Here is an 18411-nt window from a genome sequence, read left to right as displayed (position 1 = left end):
GGCGCCACCGGCCCGGCGCGGGCGCGCCCGTCGGCGTCGACCACGCCGAGCGGGCCGAGCCGGACCGGCACCCGGACGTGCAGCTCCACCACCGCCCCGGCGCCGACCGTGCACGAGGTGACCGCGGCACCGTTCGCGACCGCCACCTCGCTGGCGACGGCGCACGCCGCCGGGTCGCCCTGCACCGCGGCGCCGGCCGCGGCCAGCGCCGCCAGGTCGGCCGCCGCGGTGGCCCGGTGCCGGGCGACGACCGCCGCGCCGACGAGCACCGCGGCCATCCCCACCGCCGCCACCAGTCCGGCCAGCGCCACCACCCAGACCGTGGCCGACCCCCGTTCCGCCTCGCCGTCCGGGCGCCTCACCGCCCGCTCCCCCGGGCCGCGGGTTCGACCACGGCGGTGGCCGTCGCGGTGACCGTCACCCGCCACGGCACCGGCCCCAGCGGCGCGACCACCGCGGCCACCGTCACGGTCACCGTGTCGCCGCTGCTCCCCTGGCTGACCACAGCGCCGTCCGGGCCCGCAGCGCCGGCGACCCGCTCCACCACGGCCGCCGGTTCCCCGCGCGCCGCCGCCCGGGCCCCTTCCCGGGCGGCGTCGACGCAGCGCAGCTGAGCGGCGACCACGACCACCGCGGCGACCGCACCGGCCAGCACGACCAGCAGCACCGGGAGCACGACCGCGGTCTCCGCGGTCACCATGCCGTCCTCCGAGCCGGACCGGGCGGCGCGCACGGCGGTCAGGACAGCGTCGCCAGCGCACGCTGCACCAGGTCGCCCAGCGCCGCCACGACCGAGCCACCGGTGACCACCTGGTAGAGCACCGCGGCGAACGCGCAGGCCGCGACCGTGCCGACGGCGTACTCCGCGGTGCTCATCCCCTCCTCGCCGGACCGGCGCACCGCCGCCCAGCGCCGGCGCAGCGCCGTCGCCACCCGTCCGCTGCGGCGTCCCCCGCCGTCCTGTCGTCCCCTGTCCTGCCCGGTCATCTCGCTCCCTTCCGCAGGCCGTCCTTCGGCCCGCGGACCCGACCCTCCCGGCGCCGCCGGCCGCCGCCCAGGGAGTCCGCGGAGTTGTGGAGAGCGGCTCGGGCTGTGGACACCGGCCGGCGAGCCGGGGGTTAGATGTGCCCTAGCCGAAGACGCGCTCAGCCGAAGACGTCACTCGCGATCCCCAGCACCAGCGGGACGACGCCGAGGCAGAGGAACGCGGGCAGGAAGCAGAGCCCCAGCGGGGCGAGCACCCACACCCCGGCCCGCCGGACGGCGGCGTCGACCCGCACCCGCTCGTCCCCGCGGAGGTCGACGGCCAGCCGCGCCAGCGCGGGCACCACCGACGAGCCGGACTCCCCGGCACGCACCACCACCCGGGCGAGCGCGTCGACCGGCGGCCCGGCCCCGGCCCAGGCCCGCTGCGGCGTCGCGCCGAGCCGGTACAGCGCCGCCACCTGCCCCAGCCGGTCGCCCAGCGGGCCGGGCACCGACCCGGCGACCGCGGCCAGCGCCTCCCCCACCGGGGTGCCCGCAGCGAGGCAGACGGCCAGCAGGTCGCAGGCGACCGGCAGGTCGGCGTGCACCTGGGCGGCACCGGCGCGCTCCGGCTCATCGCCGGCGCGACGCAGCACCCGGTCCAGCGCCACGCCGCCGGCCATCGCCGCGACCGTGCCGAGGACGCCGCCGCCGAGCAGCGCGAACACCGCCAGCGCACCGGCGGCCGCCTCGACCCGCCGTCGCACCGGGCCCGGCGGTCCCCCGGTCACCCGGCGCAGCCGGCCGACCGGTCCCGGCGCGGCCCGGCCAGCGACCGGACGCGGGCCCGACGGGCGGCGTCGGGCGGCACCCAGAGCAGCAGCGCGGCCGCGAGCGCCGACGCGGCCAGGGCTGCGCTCACCCGCGGACCACCCGGCCGACCAGCCGGGCCGACCAGGCCAACCCGGCCAGCTCCAGCCCCACACCCAGCACGAGCAGCACGGTCCCCGGCGTGGTGGTGGTCAGCACCCGCCACGGATCGGCCCCCACACCGGCGCCCATGAGCAGCCCGAACACCGGCAGGCCCGCCAGCACGGTCGCGCTGGCCCGCGGCCCGGCGACCGCGGACCGGAGCTCGGCCGCCGTGCGCAACCGGGCCCGCAGGTCGTCCTCCACCGCGCCCACCACCGCCGCGAGGGAGCACCCGGTCGCGCCGCTGAGCCGGACGGCGGCCGCGAGCCGGACCAGCGCCGGACCGAGCGGGTCGCGCGGCCGGACCTGTGGCGCCTCGCCGAGCCGGAGCACCGGCACGAGCACCCGCGCCGTGGCCGGGTCCGGACAGCCGGCCGCCGCCGCGCCGGCCGCCTCGGCCAGCGGCCGGCCGGACCGGACCTCGGCGACCAGCACGCCCAGGGCCTCGGCCAGCGCGCGGGTGCGGCGGTCCTCGGCGACGGTCTCGGCCCGGGCACGCACCACCCGCGCGCCGGCAGCGGCGCAGACCGCGGCCAGGACGGCGACCACGGGCGTGGACAGCAGCAGCCCGGCCACGAGCGCCGCCGTCGCGGGACCGGACCGCAGGGCCCACCGGTGCATCGCCGTGCCGGGCCGGGGACGGTGCCCGGACGGCTGCCCGGTCGGCCGCAGCCGCTGGGCCGCGCCCGGCGCCACCGGCCAGGCCAGCAGCGCGAGCGCCAGGCACAGCAGGGCCGGCGCGCTCATCCGGGCACCCGGCAGTCGAGCAGCCCGGCCAGCTCCGCCCGTGCGGGGCACTCCCCGCCGTCGGCCCGCCAGCCCGGCGCCACCTCGATCAGGTCGCCCCGGCGGCGGACGACGGCGAGCTCGTCCACCGACCGCCCGCCCGGCCCGCGGCGCAGGTGGACGACCAGTCCGAGCGCGGCCGCGGCCTGGCTGTGCACCGCCGCCCGGTCCAACCCCGCGGTGCTGCCCAGCGCCTCCAGCCGGGCGGGCAGGTCGGCGGCCCGGTTGACGTGCACCGTGCCGCAGCCGCCGTCGTGACCGGTGTTGAGCGCCGCCAGCAGGTCGACCACCTCACCGCCGCGCACCTCGCCGACGACCAGCCGGTCGGGGCGCATCCGCAGCGCCTGCCGTACCAGGTCGCGCAGGGTGACCGCGCCGGCGCCCTCGACGTTGGGCGGCCGGGTGAGCAGGCGGACGACGTGCGGGTGGCGGGGGTCGAGCTCGGGTGCGTCCTCGCAGAGCACCAGCCGCTCGGCGGGGTCGACCAGCCCGAGCAGCGCCGAGAGGACCGTGGTCTTGCCGGTGCCCGTGCCGCCGGTGACCAGGAAGGCCGGCCGGCGGCGCACCGCCGCGCGCAGCAGGTCGGCGGACGCCCCGGGAAGGCCCGCGCGCCAGCAGGTCGGCCCAGGACAGCGCGGCCCGCCGCAGCACCCGCAGGGACAGGCACGTGCTCCCGGCCGCGACGGGCGCCAGCACCGCGTGCAGCCGGGTGCCGTCGGGCAGGCCGGCGTCCACCCACGGCGCGGCGTCGTCCAGCCGCCGGCCGGCCGACGCCGCGAGCCGGACGGCGAGCCGCCGCACGGCCGCCTCGTCGGGGAACCGGACGTCGGCCCGCTCCAGGCCGCTCCCGCAGTCGACCCAGACCTCGTCCGGCCCGTTGACCAGCACGTCGGTGACCCCGGGCCGGCGCAGCAGCGGCTCGAGCACCCCCGCGCCGGCCAGCTCGTCGGTGGCCAGCCGGACGGCGTCCAGCACCGCCCGGTCGCCGAGCAGGCCGCCGCTCTCCTCCCGGACCAGCGCGGCGACGGTCGCGGCCCCGGGGACGCCGGCCCCCGGGGCACTGGCCAGCCGGGAGCGGACCCGGTCGATGAGCGGGGTGACCGGGGCGCCGGTCATGCCGCCCGCCCGGGCAGCCGGCCGAGCAGCTGGCGGCTGACCAGCCCCAGCGGGGCCCGCGCGCCGACGGCGGGTGGCTCGCCGCGTTCGCTGCGCACCACGGCCGCGCGGTCGGCGGCCAGCTCGGCGAAGACCGGGCGGCCCACCAGGTGGGCGACGTCGGCGCGGCTGAGCCCACCGGGCACCGGCCGGCTGACCAGCACCGCCGCGGACCAGGCGCCGGCCGGTGACGCCAGCAGCGGCCGGGCGGCGGCCGCGGCTCGGATCCGGGCGGGCACGACGAGGACGGCGAGGTCGGCGGCGGCCAGCACCTCCTCGGCGGCCTCGCCGTGCGCGGGCAGGTCGACCACGACGCCCAGGCCGCTGTCCCGTGACCCGCGGGCCACGGCCAGCAGCGCGTCGGCGGGCACCGGCTGCGGCTGGTCGCGGGAGGCGGACAGGACCGCCACGCCATGGGCCTCCGGCAGCGCGGCCACGAGCGCCGCGCCGGACACCCGGCCGCTGAGGCCGGACAGCTCGGGCCAGCGCAGCCCCGGCGCGTGCTCGGCGCCCAGCAGCAGGTCGAGCCCTGCGGCCCGGCCGTCGCCGTCGACCAGCAGCACCTCGCCGACGCCGGCGGCCCGGGCGGCGACCGCGAGCGCGGTCGCCAGCGTGCTCGCCCCGGCACCACCGCAGGCGCCGCCGACGACGGCCAGCCAGCCCGGCCGCGCGGGGGCGCGGACCGCCGCCGCGGCCCGTTCCAGCAGCCACGCCTCGTCGCGGGGCAGCACCACGACCCGCTCGGCCCCCAGCTCCACCGCCGCGGCCCAGACCTCCGGCGCGGGTTCGCTGCCGGTGACCACGAGCACCCCGGGCCGGCGGGGCAGCGTGCGGACCGGGGCGCTGCGCAGCAGGTCGGCGCCCACGAGCACCAGCGGCGCGTCGCGGGCGGCGCGGCGCAGCGCCGGACCTCCGGTGGTCAGCTCCGCGGTGGCACCGGCGGCGGCGAGCAGCCCCAGCAGGTCGTCGAGGAGGGCCTCGTCGGTGCTGGCGACGAGGGGACGGCAGTCGGACGGGAGGGCGCCGGTGCGGCGCGGGGCGACGGGCACCCGACCAGCGCATCGGCACCGGCGCCGGATCGGAAGGCGGGACGGCGAACTGTGGATGACCCCTCGGGGTGTGGACGGCGGTGCACCTGGACAACCGGGCTGCCGATCCCCTTACCGTGTGGGATGTGACCCGCGCTGCGGCGTTCTTCGACCTGGACAAGACGGTCATCGCGAAGTCCAGCACCCTGGCCTTCGGACGACCGTTCTTCCAGGGTGGGCTGATCAACCGCCGGGCCGTGCTCAAGGGCGCCTACGCGCAGTTCGTCTTCTCCCTCGCCGGCGCCGACGCCGACCAGATGGAGCGGATGCGCCGCCAGATCACCGCGATGACCACCGGCTGGGACGTCGCCGCGGTGCACGAGATCGTCCGTGAGACGCTCCACGAGATCGTCGACCCGCTGATCTACGCCGAGGCCGCCGACGTGATCGAGGCGCACCGGGCCGCGGGCCGGGAGATCGTCATCGTCTCCAGCAGCGGAGCCGAGATGGTCGAGCCGATCGGCGAGATGCTCGGCGTGGACCGGGTGGTGGCCACCCGGATGGTGACCGTCGACGGGAAGTACACCGGCGAGATCGACTTCTACGCCTACGGCGAGAACAAGGCCGTGGCGATGCGGGAGCTCGCGGCCGAGCAGGGCTGGGACCTCGCCGACTGCTTCGCCTACAGCGACTCGGTCACCGACCTGCCGATGCTGTCCGCGGTCGGCCACCCGACCGCGGTCAACCCCGACCGGGGCCTGCGCCGGGCCGCGGTCGAGCGCGGCTGGCCGGTGCTGGAGTTCACCCGCCCGGTGACGCTGCGCTCGCGGTTCGGCGGGCGGACGCCGGTCGTGACCGGCGTCGGGGTGGGCGTCGGCGCCGCCGTGGCCGGGCTGGCCTGGTACGCCCGCCGGCGGGCGCTGCGCGCCCTCTCCCCCGGCGAGACCGCCCTGCCGGTGGTGCCCCCGCCGGACGGCCGCGGCCGGCGCCGCGGCGCCTGACCGCCGGCGGGGAACCGCCGGATCAGCCGGCGAACCGCTCCCGCAGCTGGTCGACCTTCTCCCGCACCGTGTCGGTGACGGTGCGCACGCCGGAGACCGGCCGGAACGCACGGGCGGCGTCGGTGAGCGCGGTGACCTCGTCGGCCGCCAGCTCCAGCTCGGCGGCCGCCACGTTGGCCTCCAGCTGCTCGACGCTGGACGCACCGGGGATGACCACGACCCGCGGCTGGGCGATCAGCCAGGCCAGGGCCACCTGCGCCGGCCGGGCGTCGTGCGCGGCCGCGACCTCGCGCAGGACGTCGAGCAGCGGCTCGGCCCGGTGGAGGTTCTCGGTGCCGAACAACGGGTTCGCCGCCCGCACGCCGCCGGGGCGGTGGTCGGCCGAGTACCTGCCCCCGAGCAGCCCCTGGGCCAGCGGGCTGTAGGCGATGACCACCCGGTCCTCCCGCTCGGCGAAGGGCACCAGGTCCGCCAGCGGCCCGGCGTGCGCCAGGGAGAACTGCACCTGGTTGCTGACCACCGGGGAGCCGAGCGCGCGGTCGGCGGCCTGCCACCGCTCCAGCGAGTAGTTGGAGACCCCCACCGCGCCGACCCGGCCCTCCTCCTGCAGGGTCCGCAGCCCGGGCATGATCACCGAGTCGGGCACCAGCGGGTTGGGCTGGTGCACCTGGTAGAGCGGGATGCGGTCCAGCTGGAGGCGGGAGGCACTGCCGGACGCCCGGTTGCGCACCACCGGCGGGAACGGCGCCACCGGGAAGAGCTTGCTGGCCACCACGACGTCGGACCGGCGGTCGCCGAGCGCCTCGGCCAGGATCCGCTCGCTCTTGCCGAAGCCGTACACCTCGGCGGTGTCGAAGAAGGTGACGCCGAGCTCCAGCGCGCGCTGCACGATCCGGCCGGCGGTGCCGCCGGCGTAGTCCCCGCCGTAGCCCCACTCCCGTGAGCCGAACTGCCACGTGCCCAGCCCGATCCGGCTGACCTGCCCCAGACCGTCCACCTCGAGAGATCGCATGGACCCAGTCTCGACGCCCGGCGCGGTCGCCGCAGTCCCGCCGCCCGCTCAGCCGCGGAGCAGGCTCTCCGCGATCGCCAGCCCCTCGGCGGCCCCGAGTTCGGTGGCCCGGCAGCAGTGCACCAGCCAGCCGGCGACGCCGTCCGGGCCGCCGGACCGGTAGCCCTCCACCGCGGCGGCGTACGCCGGCGCGCCCAGCTCGACGAAGCCCACCTCGGGCACCGAGACCGCCTTCGGGTCCAGCCCCCGGGTGATGCCGGTCAACCGGCCGGCCGCGCGCGCCACCACGCCGTCCTGGGTGCCGAAGGGAGCGAGCGCGGCCAGCTCCCCGTGCACGACGGCGGCGACGAGCACCGCGGGGACGGTGCTGCCCGCGGTGACCAGCGAGAACAGCCCGGTCAGCCGCGGCCCGGCGCCGGCCGCGGGCCGGCCCAGCGCCTCACGATCGGCCAGATCGGTAGCCGCGAGGACGTGCAACCGGGCGAGCACCTGCCCCGGCGCCCGCTCCCAGGTCTCGACCGTCGCGCCCAGGCCGGCGGAGACGCGCAGCGAGCCCTGCAGGACCGGGTGGTCGAACGCGCCGGCCCGCAGGTCGGCGAGCGGCACATCGACCCCCTCGAGCGCCGCGGACGCCCGGGCGCCGCGCAGCGCCGACTCGGTGCTCACCTCGGCCGAGCGGTTGCGCATCAGCCGGTGGGCCAGCAGCCGGTCGACGGCGGCGCGCGCCGACTCCGCCGCGTCCCGGACGCCGGGCAGGTCCAGCAGCGGTGCCAGCGGGTCGGGGCCGGGAGCGCGCGCGGCCGGCCGGGCGGCGCGGCCGGCGCCGGGGCGCAGCGGGATCGTCACGCCGCCGACGGTACGAGTCGCCCCCGAGGCGGCTCAGAGCGGGCGGCCCACGGTGCGGTCGACGTGCTCGGGGATCGCGACGCCCTCGTCGTCGCCGGTGGTCACGGTGCCGGTGGGCTCGAACATCAGGATCGACCCGCCGGTCGACGAGGGCTTGTGCTCGACGCCCTTCGGCACCACGTAGGTGTCCCCGCGCTGCAGGTGCACGGTCACCTCCGAGCCGTCGGGCTGCCGGACGGCGACGTCGAAGCGGCCGTCGAGGACGAGGAAGAACTCGTCGGTGTGCTCGTGGGTGTGCCACACGTGCTCACCGAGGGTGTGCGCGATCCGGACGTCGTAGTCGTTGACCCGGGCCACGATGCGCGGGCTGTAGACGTCGGTGAAGCGGGCGAGGGCGTCGGTGACGTTGACCGGTTCGGCGGGGGTCATGCCGGCCAGGATGCCGCACCGGGCCCCACCTAGGCTCTCCCCCACGATGGTCCGACCCCTCACCCTCCTCCTCGTCCGGCACGGCCAGAGCGAGTGGAACGCCGCGGGCCTGATGCAGGGCCAGACGCCGCACGTGCCGCTCACCGAGCTCGGCCACCAGCAGGCCGCCACAGCCGCCGCCGAGCTGGCCGCGCGCACCGCCGCCGGCACCGGACCCGGTGCGCTGCTCTCCAGCGACCTGCTGCGCGCGGTGCAGACCGCCGAGCACTGCGCCACGGCCACCGGGCTGCCGGTCACCACGACCGCGGAGCTGCGCGAGCAGGGCTACGGCGTGCTGGAGGGCCGCCCCTCGCGCGAGCTGTGGGACGTCGTGGACTGGACCGACGTGCACTGGGCCGCCGAGGGCGGGGAGAGCCTCGCCCAGCTGCACGCCCGGGTGGCGGCCTTCCTCGGCCGGCTCGCCGCGGACCCGCCGGCGGAGGTGGTCGCGCTGGTCACGCACGGCGACACCATCCGGGCCGCGCAGGCGGTGGCCGCCGGGCTGGGGCCGGCGGAGATGCCCGTGGTCACCCCGCACAACGGCACCGTGACGGTCCTGGAGCTGCAGTGAGCCGCATCCTGGTGCTGGGCGGTTCCCGCTCGGGCAAGTCCGCCTACGCGGAGCAGCTGCTGGACAGCTGGCTGGAGGTCACGTACCTGGCCACCTCGCCGGTCGTGGACGGCGACGCGGAGTGGGCGGCGCGGGTGTCCGCGCACCGTGCGCGCCGCCCGGTGAGCTGGACGACGATCGAGTCGACCGCTCCCTCGGAGCTGGTGCGCCCGGGCGCCGTGCTGGTCGACAGCGTGACCACCTGGGTGGCGGCGCTGATGGACGAGGCCGGCGTGTGGGACGCCGTCGACGACGGGGGCGCGCACGCGGCCGGGGCGGGCGGCGACGCCGAGGCCGCCCTCGCCAGGCTCGCCGACCGCTGCGACGCGCTGGTCACCAACTGGGTGATGAGCCCGGCGCACGTGGTGGCGGTCAGCGACGAGGTCGGCCTGGGCGTCGTGCCCGAGACCCGCGCCGGGCGGCTGTTCCGGGACACCCTGGGCACGGTCAACCAGCGGCTGGCGGCCACCGCGGACGAGGTGTGGTTCGTGGTGGCGGGGCTGCCGCAGCGGCTGCGATGAGCCGCCGCTGGTGGTCCGGGCCGGTGGAGGCGTTCTCCCTGCTGTCCGCGGTGCGGATGCCGGCGGTCGGGTCGGTGCGGGGCGCGCTGCCGTGGGCGCCGCTGGTCGGGCTGGTGCTGGGCGCGGCGGCCACCGCGGTCGCCTGGGCCGCCGGCCGCGCCGCGAGCCCGCTGGTGGGTGCCGTGCTCGGGATCGCCGTCCTGGCCGTGGCCACCCGGGGGCTGCACCTGGACGGGCTGGCCGACACCGCCGACGGGCTCGGGCCGCTGCGCGGGCGGGAGAAGGCGCTGGCGGTGATGCGCGCGGGCGACGTCGGCCCGTTCGGCGTCGCCACGCTGGTGCTCACCCTGCTGCTGCAGGTGGCGTGCCTGGCCCAGCTGCTGACCCTGGACGGCGGCTGGCTGGCCCTTCCGGTGGCCGCGGTCACCGCCCGGGTGGCGATGGCCCGGACGGGGCTGGCCGACGTGCCGATCGCCGAGGGCTCGTCGCTCGGATCGGCGGTGGCAGGCACCGTGTCCCGGGGCTGGCTGGCCGGCGTCGCCCTGCTCACCCTGGCCGCGGCGGCGGGGGCCGGGCTGCTGGTCGACCCCGGCACCGCCCTGGTGCTGGCGGCCGCCGTCGCCGTCGGGCTGGGCTGCTCCGAGGGGCTCCTCGCCCGGGCCGTCGACCGGCTGGGCGGGGTCAACGGCGACGTCATGGGCGCGATGGGCGAGGCGGCCGCGACGGCGGCCCTGCTCACCGCGGCGCTGCTGCTGGCGTGAGGCTCAGCCGCCGGCGACGGACTGCACGACCATGACCTCGGCCCCGGGTGGGACCACCGTCGCCAGCCCGCGCAGCCGGCGCACCTCGTCGCCGTCGACGTAGACGTTCACGTGCCGGCGCAGCGCCCCCGTCTCGTCGCGCACCCGGCGGTCGAGCACCGGGTGGTCGGCGGCGAGCGCGTCCAGCACCGCGCCCACGGTGGCCTCGCCGGGGAGGTCGAGCGCCACCGAGGAGCGGCCGCCGGTGCAGTCGGCGAGCAGGCGGGGCAGCAGCACCCGCACGGTCACGGCAGGACCGCCGCGCGCACGCAGAGCACGTCGGGCAGGTGGCCGGCGACCTGGGTGAACGACTCCCCCGCGTCGGCGCTGGCGTACACCTCCCCGCCGCGGGTGCCCACGTACACGCCCACCGGGTCGCCGGCGTCCACGCAGGCGGCGTCGCGCAGCACCGCGTTGTACTCGTCGGTCGGCAGCCCGGCGTCCAGCCGCTGCCAGGTCTCCCCCGCGTCGTCGCTGCGGTGCACCGCCAGCCGACCGTCCGGTGGGATGCGCTGCCCGTCGGCGACCAGCGGCACCACCCAGATCCGCCCGCCCCGGCGCGGGTCGGCGAGCATCACGAAGCCGAAGTCCGAGGGCAGCCCGTCGGCGATGGACGTCCAGGTGTCGCCGTCGTCGTCGGAGCGGTGCACGCCGTGGTGGTTCTGCGCGTAGAGCCGCCGCGGGTCGGCGGCGTCCCGGGCGATCTTGTGCACGCACTGGCCGAACTCCGGCGCCGGGCCGGGCAGGAAGTAGGCGGAGATGCCGGCGTTGCGCGGCTGCCAGGACGCCCCGCCGTCGCGCGTGCGGTAGACGCCGCCGGTGCTCATCGCGACGTGCACCGTGCCGTCGGGCCCGGGGACGACGGAGTGCGCCGCGGCCCCGCCGTAGCCGGCGCCCCACTCGGCGCGGTGCGGGTGGTCCCAGAGCCCGCGGCACAGCTCGAAGTGCTCGCCGCCGTCGTCCGAGCGCCAGACCGAGATCGGCTCGGCGCCGGCCCAGACCACGCCGGGCCGGTCGGCGGAGTCCGGGTGCAGCTGCCAGACCCGCTCGACGGCGGCGCCGGCGTCGGTGGGGAACCGGATCGCGCCGCCCTCGGGCTCGGTCCAGGTGGTGCCCAGGTCGTCGGAGTGGACGACGGTCGGGCCGAAGTGCTCCGAACGGATGCCGAGCAGCACCCGGGTGCGCCCGTCGCGGACGTCGATGCCGACGCTGGGCACCTCGGTCATCAGGAAGTGCGGTGCGGAGAGCGACCAGGCGCGCCGGTCCTCGCTCGTCGCGAGCCAGAGCCCCTTGCGGGTGCCGATCGCCAGCAGCGTGGTGGTCATGCAGCAGTAGACCGCCGGGCACCGACGAAGTCATCGGTGCCCGGCGCCGGACCTCACGCCCGGTCGTGCACGGTGACCGCATAGCCGTCGGGGTCGGCGAAGGTGAACGTGCGGCCGAACGGCCCGTCGACCGGCGCGGTAACGATGGGCACCCCGGCGGCGGCGAGGGCGTCGTGCAGCCCCTGCGCGTCGTCGGCGTGCAGCCACACCGCCACGCCCAGACCCGGCCGCGGGGACGCGGCGTCCAGGTCGACGCCGGGCAGCGGCTCGCGCACCGCGAAGGCGATCGGGCTGGTGGCGAAGACCACCCCGTGCGGCGGTCCGGCCGGGGCGCGGCGCAGCCCCAGGTGCTGCTCGTAGAACGCGGCGGAGGCCGCGACGTCGCGCACCTGCAGGGCGATGAAGTCGGGTCCGGTGACGTGCGGCATGGCATCTCCTCGAGTATTGTCAGGTTCCTGACATCGAGACGCTATGTCAGACTCCTGACATGACGCAACCCGCCGTCCACCTCGAGACCTCCGTCGGGCTGGCGCTCAAGCAGGCCGCCGCGGCGCTGCGTACGGCGATGGACGCCGCGCTGCGCCCCCTGGACCTCGGCGTGTCCCAGTACGCGTGCCTGGAGCAGCTGCGGCACCGGCCGGGGCTGTCCGCCGCGGAGCTCGCCCGGGCCACGTTCGTCACCCGGCAGTCGATGCACGCGGTGCTCCAGGGCCTGCAGGAGCGGGGCCTGCTGACCCGGCCGGCGACCGCACCGGCCGGGCGCGCTCTGCCCACCGAGCTGACCACGGCGGGCGCCTCGCTGCTCGACCGGGCCAGCCGGGCCGTGGCCGAGGTCGAGCAGCGGATGCTGACCGCGCTGTCGGCCCCTGCCGCCGCCCGCCTGCAGCAGGACCTGCTCGCCTGCGTCGCCGCGCTGGAGGCCCAGGCGCGCTGACCGCTCGCGCCGAGGACAGCCGCCGATCGACGGCACCCCCCGCACCAGAGGGCGTCCCCCTGCACCAGCATTGGTGCAGGGGGACGCCGCTCGATCAGGGAACCTGATCGAAACGCGGCGCCCGCGAGCTCAGGCCTGGGCGCCGGCGCCGGCGCCGGGCTGCTGCGCCGGGGTCTCGCCGCCCTCGAGGTCGCCCTCGGTGTCCAGGTAGGCCTGCTGCAGCTCGGCCAGCAGCGCCGGGTCCGGCTCCGCCCACATCTTCCGGTCGACCGCCTCCAGCAGCCGCTCGGCGATGCCGTGCAGCGCCCAGGGGTTCGACTCCTCCATGAACGCCCGGTTCTCCGGGTCGAGCACGTAGGACTGGGCGAGCTTCTCGTACATCCAGTCGGCGACGACGCCGGTGGTGGCGTCGTAGCCGAACAGGTAGTCGACGGTGGCGGCCATCTCGAACGCGCCCTTGTAGCCGTGCCGGCGCATCGCGGCCAGCCACTTCGGGTTGACCACCCGGGCCCGGAACACCCGCGAGGTCTCCTCGACCAGCGACCGGGTGCGCACGTGCTCGGGCCGGGTCGAGTCGCCGATGTAGGCCTTCGGGGAGCTGCCGGTCAGCGCGCGCACCGTGGCGACCATCCCGCCGTGGTACTGGAAGTAGTCGTCGGAGTCGGCGATGTCGTGCTCGCGGGTGTCGATGTTCTTGGCCGCCACCGCGATCCGCCGGTAGGCGGTCTCCATGTCCGGGCGGGCCTGCACCCCGTCGAGGTCGCGGCCGTAGGCGTAGCCGCCCCACACCGCGTAGACCTCGGCCAGGTCGGCGTCGGTGCGCCAGTCCCGGCTGTCGATCAGCGACAGCAGCCCGGCCCCGTAGGCGCCGGGCTTGGAGCCGAACACCCGGGTGGTGGCGCGCCGGCGGTCGCCGTGCTCGGCGACGTCGGCCTCCACGTGGGCCTTGACGTAGTTCTGCTCCGGCGTCTCGTCCAGCCCCGCGGCCAGGGTGACGGCGTCGTCGAGCATGGTCACCACGTGCGGGAAGGCGTCCCGGAAGAACCCGGAGATGCGCACGGTGACGTCGATCCGCGGCCGGCCCAGCTCACCGAGCGGGATCGGCTCCAGCTTGGTCACGCGGCGGGAGGCCTCGTCCCAGACCGGCCGGACGCCGAGCAGCGCCAGCACCTGCGCGACGTCGTCCCCGGAGGTGCGCATCGCCGAGGTGCCCCACACCGACAGGCCGACCGACGCCGGGAAGGAACCGGTCTCGGCGACGTACCGCTCGACCAGCGACTCGGCCAGGCCCTGCCCGGTCTCCCAGGCCAGCCGGGAGGGCACCGCCCGCGGGTCGACGGAGTAGAAGTTGCGCCCGGTCGGCAGCACGTTGACCAGCCCGCGCAGCGGCGAGCCCGACGGCCCGGCGGGCACGTACCCGCCGTCCAGGGCGTGCAGCGCCATGTCGATCTCGTCCGTGGTCTTCGCCAGCCGCGGCACGACCTCGGCGACGGCGAAGTGCAGCACCCGGGACACCTCCGCGTGCGGCCCGCCCAGCACGTCGGCCACGGTGGGCTCGACGGCGTCGGCGGTCCAGCCGGCCGCCTCCATCGCGGTGACCAGGGCCAGCGCCCGCGCCTCGACCTCGTCGGTCTCGTGCAGCCCGGCCGAGCCGTCCTCGACCAGGCCGAGCGCCTCGCGCAGACCGGGCATCGCGACCGAACCGCCCCAGATCTGCCGGGCCCGCAGGATCGCCAGCACCAGGCCCACGCGCGCGTCGCCCTCCGGCGGGGAACCGAAGACGTGCAGCCCGTCGCGGATCTGGCTGTCCTTGATGGCGCACAGCCAGCCGTCGACGTGCAGGATCATCTCGTCGAACTCGGCGTCGTGCGGCCGGTCGTCCAGGCCCAGGTCGTGGTCGAGCTTCGCGGCCTGGATCAGCGTCCAGATCTGCTGCCGGACGGCGGGCAGCTTCGGCGGGTCCATCGCGGCGATGTTGGCGTGCTCGTCGAGCAGCTGCTCCAGCCGGGCGATGTCGCCGTAGGTGTCCGCGCGGGCCATCGGCGGCACCATGTGGTCGACCAGCACCGCGTGCGCGCGGCGCTTGGCCTGGCTGCCCTCGCCCGGGTCGTTGACCAGGAACGGGTAGACCATCGGCAGGTCGCCCAGCGCGGCGTCCGGCGCGCAGGACGCCGACAGCCCGACGGTCTTGCCGGGCATCCACTCCAGGTTGCCGTGCTTGCCCACGTGCACGACCGCGTGCGCGCCGAACGACGAGCGCAGCCAGTGGTAGGCGGCCAGGTAGTGGTGCGACGGCGGCAGGTCCGGGTCGTGGTAGATCGCGATCGGGTTCTCCCCGAAGCCGCGCGGCGGCTGCACCATCACCACGACGTTGCCGGCGCGCAGCGCGGCGAACACGATGCAGTCGTCGGTCGGGTCGACGAACAGCTCGCCGGGCGGCGGACCCCAGTGCTCCACCATCCGGTCGGTCAGCTCGGCGGGGAGGGTGTCGAAGAACCGGCGGTACTCCGCCGCCGGGATGCGCACCGGGTTGCCGGACAGCTGCTCGGCGGTCAGCCAGTCCGGGTCCTGGCCGCCGGCCTCGATCAGCGCGTGCACCAGCCGGTCGCCGTCCAGGTCCGCGACGCCGGGCAGCGAGCCCTCGCCGTCGAACGGGCCGATGTCGTAGCCCTGCCCGGCCATCGCGGCCAGCAGCCGGACCACCGAGGCCGGGGTGTCCAGGCCGACCGCGTTGCCGATCCGCGAGTGCTTCGTCGGGTACGCCGACAGCATCACCACGATCTTGCGGTCGGCCGGGGCGGTGTGCCGGAGCCGGGCGTGCGCGACGGCGGTGCCGGCCACCCGGGCGGCCCGCTCCGGGTCGGGCACGTAGGAGGTCAGGCCCTCGTCGTCGACCTCCTTGAAGGAGAACGGCACGCTGATGATCCGGCCGTCGAACTCGGGGATGGCGACCTGGTTGCCGACGTCGAGCGGGGAGAGCCCGTCGTCGTTGGCCGCCCAGGTCTCCCGCGGGGTGCCGAGCACCAGGCCCTGGATCACCGGGACGTCGAGGCGGGCGAGCTCGCCGACGTCCCAGGCGCCGTCGTCCCCGCCGGCCGACGCGGTGGCGGGCTTCGAGCCGCCGGCCGCCAGCACGGTGACCACCATCGCGTCGACGGTGCGCAGCACGTCGAGCATCGCCGGCTCCACCGACCGCAGCGACGCGGTGAAGATCGGCACCGGCACGCCGCCGCACGCCTCGATCGCCGCGCACAGCGTGTGCACGAACGCGGTGTTCCCGGCGAGGTGGTGGGCCCGGTAGTACAGGACGGCGACCCGCGGGCCGGTCGCGGTGGTCTCCCGCTCCAGCAGGCCCCAGTCGGGCGCCACGGCCGGGGCCTCGAAGCCCTCGCCGTCCAGCAGCACGGTGTCGGCCAGGAAGCGGTGCAGCTGCACGATGTTGTCCGGGCCGCCCTGGGCCAGGTAGGCGTGCGCCTCGGTGGCCACGCCCATCGGCACGGTCGAGAGCCCCATCAGCTCGGCGTCGGGCAGCTGCTCCCCGCCCAGCACGACGACCGGCACACCCAGGCCCAGCAGCGGCGCGACCATGTCCTCGTACTTCCGGCGGGAACCGAGGATGCGCACCACGACCAGGTCGGTGCCGGCGGCGAACTCGGCCAGGTCGCCGACGCGGTAGGGGTTGCCCAGCCGCCACTCCGAGTCGCTGGTGCGGGCCGACAGCAGGTCGGTGTCGGAGGTGGAGAGCAGGGTGAAGGTGCGCAACGTGTGTGCCTCCCTCGGGGTCCGCGCCCCGGGTCGTCGGACACGGCAGCCGCGGTGTCTGGCTCACCCCCGCCGACCAGCGCGACGGGGGCTCACAGTGGCGGGACCGCGCCGGGTTCGCACCGGCTTCCGCGCGCACTGCCGTGATGTGCCGCAGACGCTACCGGGCCGCCGGCTGCCGCCACCCCGGGAGCACGGGCGCGACAGCGGTCACCGGAGCGGCGCGGCCCGCAGCCAGCCGACGCCCAGGACGACCCCTGCCAGTGCCACGACACACCAGAGGGCGGCCGACGCCACGTACCCGACGAGCGCCGCCGTGGCCAGCGCGGCCGAGGCGGTGAGGAATGCGGCGATGAGCGGCACGGTGGTCAGCGTGGTGAAGTCGGTGCCCGCCGTGGCAGGGCGGCACAGGTCCATGCTCACCGTGTAGACCACGACGTTGAGCGCGGTGTAGGCGACGAGGAAACCGCCGAGCGCGGCCACCGTGCCGGCGAGGGGCACGGCACCGCGGAGCAGCGGCACCAGCCCGGCGGTCGCCGCCGCCAGGCCGACGCCGCCGGCGGCCAGCACCACGGCCCGGCCCCACCGGCGGACCAGCCACCCGGCGAGCGGGCCGGCCAGCGCCGCCGGCACGCTGACGACGACGCCGGTGACGACGCCGATCCGGGTGAGCGACCACCCGGCGTCGACGAGCGCCGCGCTGGGCAGGGCGTACACCCCGGCCGCGCCGCCGTACACGAGCGGCACGACGCCCAGCGCCCATCGCGGGACGCCGGGACGGCGGAAGACACCGATCAACGCGCCCCAGGCCGCACTCCCGGGCACCCGGGGGTCACGCTCGGGCTCACGGAACCGGAGCACCACCGCGAGCGCGATCAGGGTGAGCGCGGCGAGCAGCAGCACCGCAGCCGCCCACCCGGCACGGTCGTAGACCAGCACGCAGAGGCCGCCGCCGAGCACCGTGCCCACGTAGCTGGCGCCGACCTGCACACCGTTGCCGAGACCGCGGTCCTGCGGGCGCAGCAGCCGCACCCCCAGGGCGTCGGTCGCGACGTCCTGGGTCGCCGACAGCAGCACGTACAGGGCGCAGACGGCGACGAGCGGGCCGAGCGCGGCGGCCGGGTCACCGAAGGGCAGCAGGGCGAGCAACGCCACCACCATGGCGGGCTGGAGCACGAGCAGCCAGGAGCGGTGGTGTCCGAGCCGGCGGGAGCCGTACCGGTCCAGGAGCGGGGCCCAGAGCAGCTTCAGCGGCCACGCGAGGCCCAGCAGCGAGACGAGTGACAGCTCCTCGAGGGACGCGCCGTCGGACCGCAGGATCGCGACCAGCCCGACGGTGAGGAAGCCGATGCCGAGGTTCTGGCTGACCCACAGGACCGAGAGCAGACCCCACGGTGGCGCGCCGGCCGCCACGGGGGCGGACGTGTCGACGGCGGGGGCGACCGGCGCGGTCACGCCGTGCGCCAGTAGCCGAGCGCCGAGACACGCTCCTTGGTCACACCGAGGTCGCGGCGCAGGTGCCGGCCCAGCTCCCGGCTGGCCGCGGCCTCGCAGGCCACCCAGAACCAGTCCCGCGCCGGGTCGGCCGCCGGCTCCCCCGCCGATCGGCCCGCCCAGGCGGCGGTGACCGCGTCACGGACCGCACGGCCGGGCGCGCCGTCGCGGTCGACCCAGACCACCTCGTGCCCGTCACCGGCCCGCACCGGCAACTCCCGGTCGGCCGGGTGTCCGGCCTCGAGCCAGACCCGGGCGGGCGTGGTCGGGTGTGCGTCGAGCAGCGAGTTCACGGCGGGCAGCGATGCCGGGTCCCCGACCAGGTGCATCGCGCGCGTGCCGGGCGGCGCCTGCTCGGCGCGGGTTCCCTGCACCGTCGCGTCGATCGTGCTGCCGGGCCAGACCGCGACCGACCAGTCGGCCGCGGGGCCGTCGTGCAGCGCGAACTCCAGGCCGAAGGTGCCCGCGACCGGGTCGGGGTCGACCAGCGTGTAGGCCCGCTGGTGCGGTCGGCCCTCGTGCGCGAACCAGAGCCGGATCCACATCGCGGGGTGCGGCGGGCAGGCGGTGAGCAGCCCCCCGTCGGTCACCGTGATCCGCTGGTACCGCTCGCCGACGCGCTCGCTGCCGCGCACGGTGAGCACGAAGTCCTTGCCTCGCATGGCCCGCAGGACCACGCCCTCCCAGCCGTGCTGCACGACCCCGGCTCCTCTCGTCGTCCACCTCGTCGA

Annotated in this window: 21 protein-coding genes, 2 pseudogenes and 1 riboswitch; of the genes and pseudogenes, 5 read left to right on the top strand and 18 right to left on the bottom strand. The window is 77.1% G+C overall.

Going from position 1 to position 18411, the window contains the following annotated elements:
• Positions 1 to 20 precede the first annotated feature (20 nt).
• The 9 genes and pseudogenes from JD78_RS22780 to ssd form a co-directional block, all read right to left on the bottom strand.
• Positions 21 to 362, bottom strand: a pseudogene (locus JD78_RS22780) (Rv3654c family TadE-like protein); the annotation flags it as partial.
• A complete protein-coding gene (locus JD78_RS20565; protein WP_228395259.1) occupies positions 359 to 733 on the bottom strand; it encodes a TadE family type IV pilus minor pilin in 375 nt (124 codons plus the stop codon). The pseudogene JD78_RS22780 and the gene JD78_RS20565, both read right to left, overlap by 4 nt.
• Positions 734 to 738: 5 nt before the next feature.
• On the bottom strand, positions 739 to 987 hold the full coding sequence (locus JD78_RS20560; protein ID WP_208104168.1) for a DUF4244 domain-containing protein: 249 nt from the start codon (positions 985 to 987) through the stop codon (positions 739 to 741).
• Between the two features lie 158 nt (positions 988 to 1145).
• On the bottom strand, positions 1146 to 1757 hold the full coding sequence (locus tag JD78_RS20555) for a type II secretion system F family protein (RefSeq protein WP_243731095.1): 612 nt from the start codon (positions 1755 to 1757) through the stop codon (positions 1146 to 1148).
• Positions 1754 to 1888 carry a hypothetical protein gene (locus JD78_RS22720; protein ID WP_279526866.1) on the bottom strand — a complete coding sequence of 45 codons (135 nt, stop codon included), beginning with the start codon at positions 1886 to 1888 and terminating at the stop codon, positions 1754 to 1756. Before JD78_RS22720 ends, JD78_RS20555 begins: the two co-directional genes overlap by 4 nt.
• On the bottom strand, positions 1885 to 2685 hold the full coding sequence (locus JD78_RS20550; protein ID WP_153361329.1) for a type II secretion system F family protein: 801 nt from the start codon (positions 2683 to 2685) through the stop codon (positions 1885 to 1887). The genes JD78_RS22720 and JD78_RS20550 overlap by 4 nt, the downstream gene beginning before the upstream one ends.
• The gene (locus tag JD78_RS22715) at positions 2682 to 3290 is read right to left on the bottom strand and encodes an ATPase, T2SS/T4P/T4SS family (RefSeq protein WP_279526864.1); all 609 of its coding nucleotides are present in this window, start codon (positions 3288 to 3290) and stop codon (positions 2682 to 2684) included. The genes JD78_RS20550 and JD78_RS22715 overlap by 4 nt, the downstream gene beginning before the upstream one ends.
• 109 nt (positions 3291 to 3399) lie before the next feature.
• Positions 3400 to 3840: pseudogene (locus JD78_RS22710) on the bottom strand (ATPase, T2SS/T4P/T4SS family); the annotation flags it as partial.
• Entirely contained in the window at positions 3837 to 4928 is a 1092-nt protein-coding gene (ssd, locus tag JD78_RS20540) for a septum site-determining protein Ssd (protein WP_166521362.1), read from the bottom strand. The gene ssd and the pseudogene JD78_RS22710, both read right to left, overlap by 4 nt.
• A 125-nt stretch (positions 4929 to 5053) precedes the next feature.
• Between ssd and JD78_RS20535 the strand changes: the two genes are divergently transcribed.
• On the top strand, positions 5054 to 5908 hold the full coding sequence (locus JD78_RS20535) for an HAD family hydrolase (RefSeq protein WP_153361330.1): 855 nt from the start codon (positions 5054 to 5056) through the stop codon (positions 5906 to 5908).
• 22 nt (positions 5909 to 5930) lie between these two features.
• On the opposite strand, the gene JD78_RS20530 is transcribed toward JD78_RS20535, so the two are convergent.
• The 3 genes from JD78_RS20530 to JD78_RS20520 are packed head-to-tail and all read right to left on the bottom strand — an operon-like array spanning position 5931 to position 8195.
• Entirely contained in the window at positions 5931 to 6920 is a 990-nt protein-coding gene (locus tag JD78_RS20530; protein WP_153361331.1) for an aldo/keto reductase, read from the bottom strand.
• A 48-nt stretch (positions 6921 to 6968) separates the two neighbouring features.
• The gene (locus JD78_RS20525; RefSeq protein WP_153361332.1) at positions 6969 to 7766 is read right to left on the bottom strand and encodes an oxidoreductase; all 798 of its coding nucleotides are present in this window, start codon (positions 7764 to 7766) and stop codon (positions 6969 to 6971) included.
• 33 nt (positions 7767 to 7799) lie between these two features.
• A complete protein-coding gene (locus JD78_RS20520; protein ID WP_153361333.1) occupies positions 7800 to 8195 on the bottom strand; it encodes a cupin domain-containing protein in 396 nt (131 codons plus the stop codon).
• Positions 8196 to 8241: 46 nt separating this feature from the next.
• Between JD78_RS20520 and JD78_RS20515 the strand changes: the two genes are divergently transcribed.
• Genes JD78_RS20515 through JD78_RS20505 form a run of 3 tightly spaced genes read left to right on the top strand, consistent with a single transcriptional unit; the run spans position 8242 to position 10126 of the window.
• Positions 8242 to 8805 carry a histidine phosphatase family protein gene (locus tag JD78_RS20515; RefSeq protein WP_153361334.1) on the top strand — a complete coding sequence of 188 codons (564 nt, stop codon included), beginning with the start codon at positions 8242 to 8244 and terminating at the stop codon, positions 8803 to 8805.
• Positions 8802 to 9365: a bifunctional adenosylcobinamide kinase/adenosylcobinamide-phosphate guanylyltransferase gene (cobU, locus tag JD78_RS20510; protein ID WP_153361335.1), complete on the top strand. Its 564-nt coding sequence runs from the start codon at positions 8802 to 8804 to the stop codon at positions 9363 to 9365. Before JD78_RS20515 ends, cobU begins: the two co-directional genes overlap by 4 nt.
• Positions 9362 to 10126: an adenosylcobinamide-GDP ribazoletransferase gene (locus tag JD78_RS20505; RefSeq protein WP_153361336.1), complete on the top strand. Its 765-nt coding sequence runs from the start codon at positions 9362 to 9364 to the stop codon at positions 10124 to 10126. Before cobU ends, JD78_RS20505 begins: the two co-directional genes overlap by 4 nt.
• A 3-nt stretch (positions 10127 to 10129) precedes the next feature.
• Here the strand turns inward: JD78_RS20505 and JD78_RS20500 are convergent, their stop codons facing one another.
• From JD78_RS20500 to JD78_RS20490, 3 genes are read right to left on the bottom strand one after another with little or no spacing between them, the layout of a single operon-like run.
• On the bottom strand, positions 10130 to 10414 hold the full coding sequence (locus JD78_RS20500) for a ubiquitin-like small modifier protein 1 (RefSeq protein ID WP_153361337.1): 285 nt from the start codon (positions 10412 to 10414) through the stop codon (positions 10130 to 10132).
• On the bottom strand, positions 10411 to 11490 hold the full coding sequence (locus JD78_RS20495; RefSeq protein ID WP_153361338.1) for a WD40/YVTN/BNR-like repeat-containing protein: 1080 nt from the start codon (positions 11488 to 11490) through the stop codon (positions 10411 to 10413). The genes JD78_RS20500 and JD78_RS20495 overlap by 4 nt, the downstream gene beginning before the upstream one ends.
• A gap of 53 nt (positions 11491 to 11543) precedes the next feature.
• Positions 11544 to 11918 carry a VOC family protein gene (locus tag JD78_RS20490; RefSeq protein WP_153361339.1) on the bottom strand — a complete coding sequence of 125 codons (375 nt, stop codon included), beginning with the start codon at positions 11916 to 11918 and terminating at the stop codon, positions 11544 to 11546.
• Positions 11919 to 11977: 59 nt separating this feature from the next.
• Here JD78_RS20490 and JD78_RS20485 point away from each other — a divergent pair, with 59 nt between their 5' ends.
• Positions 11978 to 12424 carry a MarR family winged helix-turn-helix transcriptional regulator gene (locus JD78_RS20485; protein ID WP_153361340.1) on the top strand — a complete coding sequence of 149 codons (447 nt, stop codon included), beginning with the start codon at positions 11978 to 11980 and terminating at the stop codon, positions 12422 to 12424.
• Between the two features lie 129 nt (positions 12425 to 12553).
• Here the strand turns inward: JD78_RS20485 and cobN are convergent, their stop codons facing one another.
• From cobN to JD78_RS20470, 3 genes are all read right to left on the bottom strand, one after another.
• Positions 12554 to 16186, bottom strand: coding sequence for a cobaltochelatase subunit CobN (gene cobN, locus JD78_RS20480; RefSeq protein WP_208104167.1), 3633 nt, complete (start codon positions 16184 to 16186; stop codon positions 12554 to 12556).
• A gap of 54 nt (positions 16187 to 16240) precedes the next feature.
• Positions 16241 to 16317, bottom strand: a riboswitch (cobalamin riboswitch).
• A 79-nt stretch (positions 16318 to 16396) separates the two neighbouring features.
• Entirely contained in the window at positions 16397 to 17641 is a 1245-nt protein-coding gene (locus tag JD78_RS20475) for an MFS transporter (RefSeq protein ID WP_208104166.1), read from the bottom strand.
• The gene (locus JD78_RS20470; RefSeq protein WP_153361341.1) at positions 17638 to 18378 is read right to left on the bottom strand and encodes a siderophore-interacting protein; all 741 of its coding nucleotides are present in this window, start codon (positions 18376 to 18378) and stop codon (positions 17638 to 17640) included. Before JD78_RS20470 ends, JD78_RS20475 begins: the two co-directional genes overlap by 4 nt.
• Between the last annotated feature and the right edge of the window lie 33 nt (positions 18379 to 18411).

Source organism: Modestobacter roseus (assembly GCF_007994135.1).
GTDB lineage: Bacteria > Actinomycetota > Actinomycetes > Mycobacteriales > Geodermatophilaceae > Modestobacter > Modestobacter roseus.
This window is presented reverse-complemented; position numbering and strand designations above follow the sequence as displayed.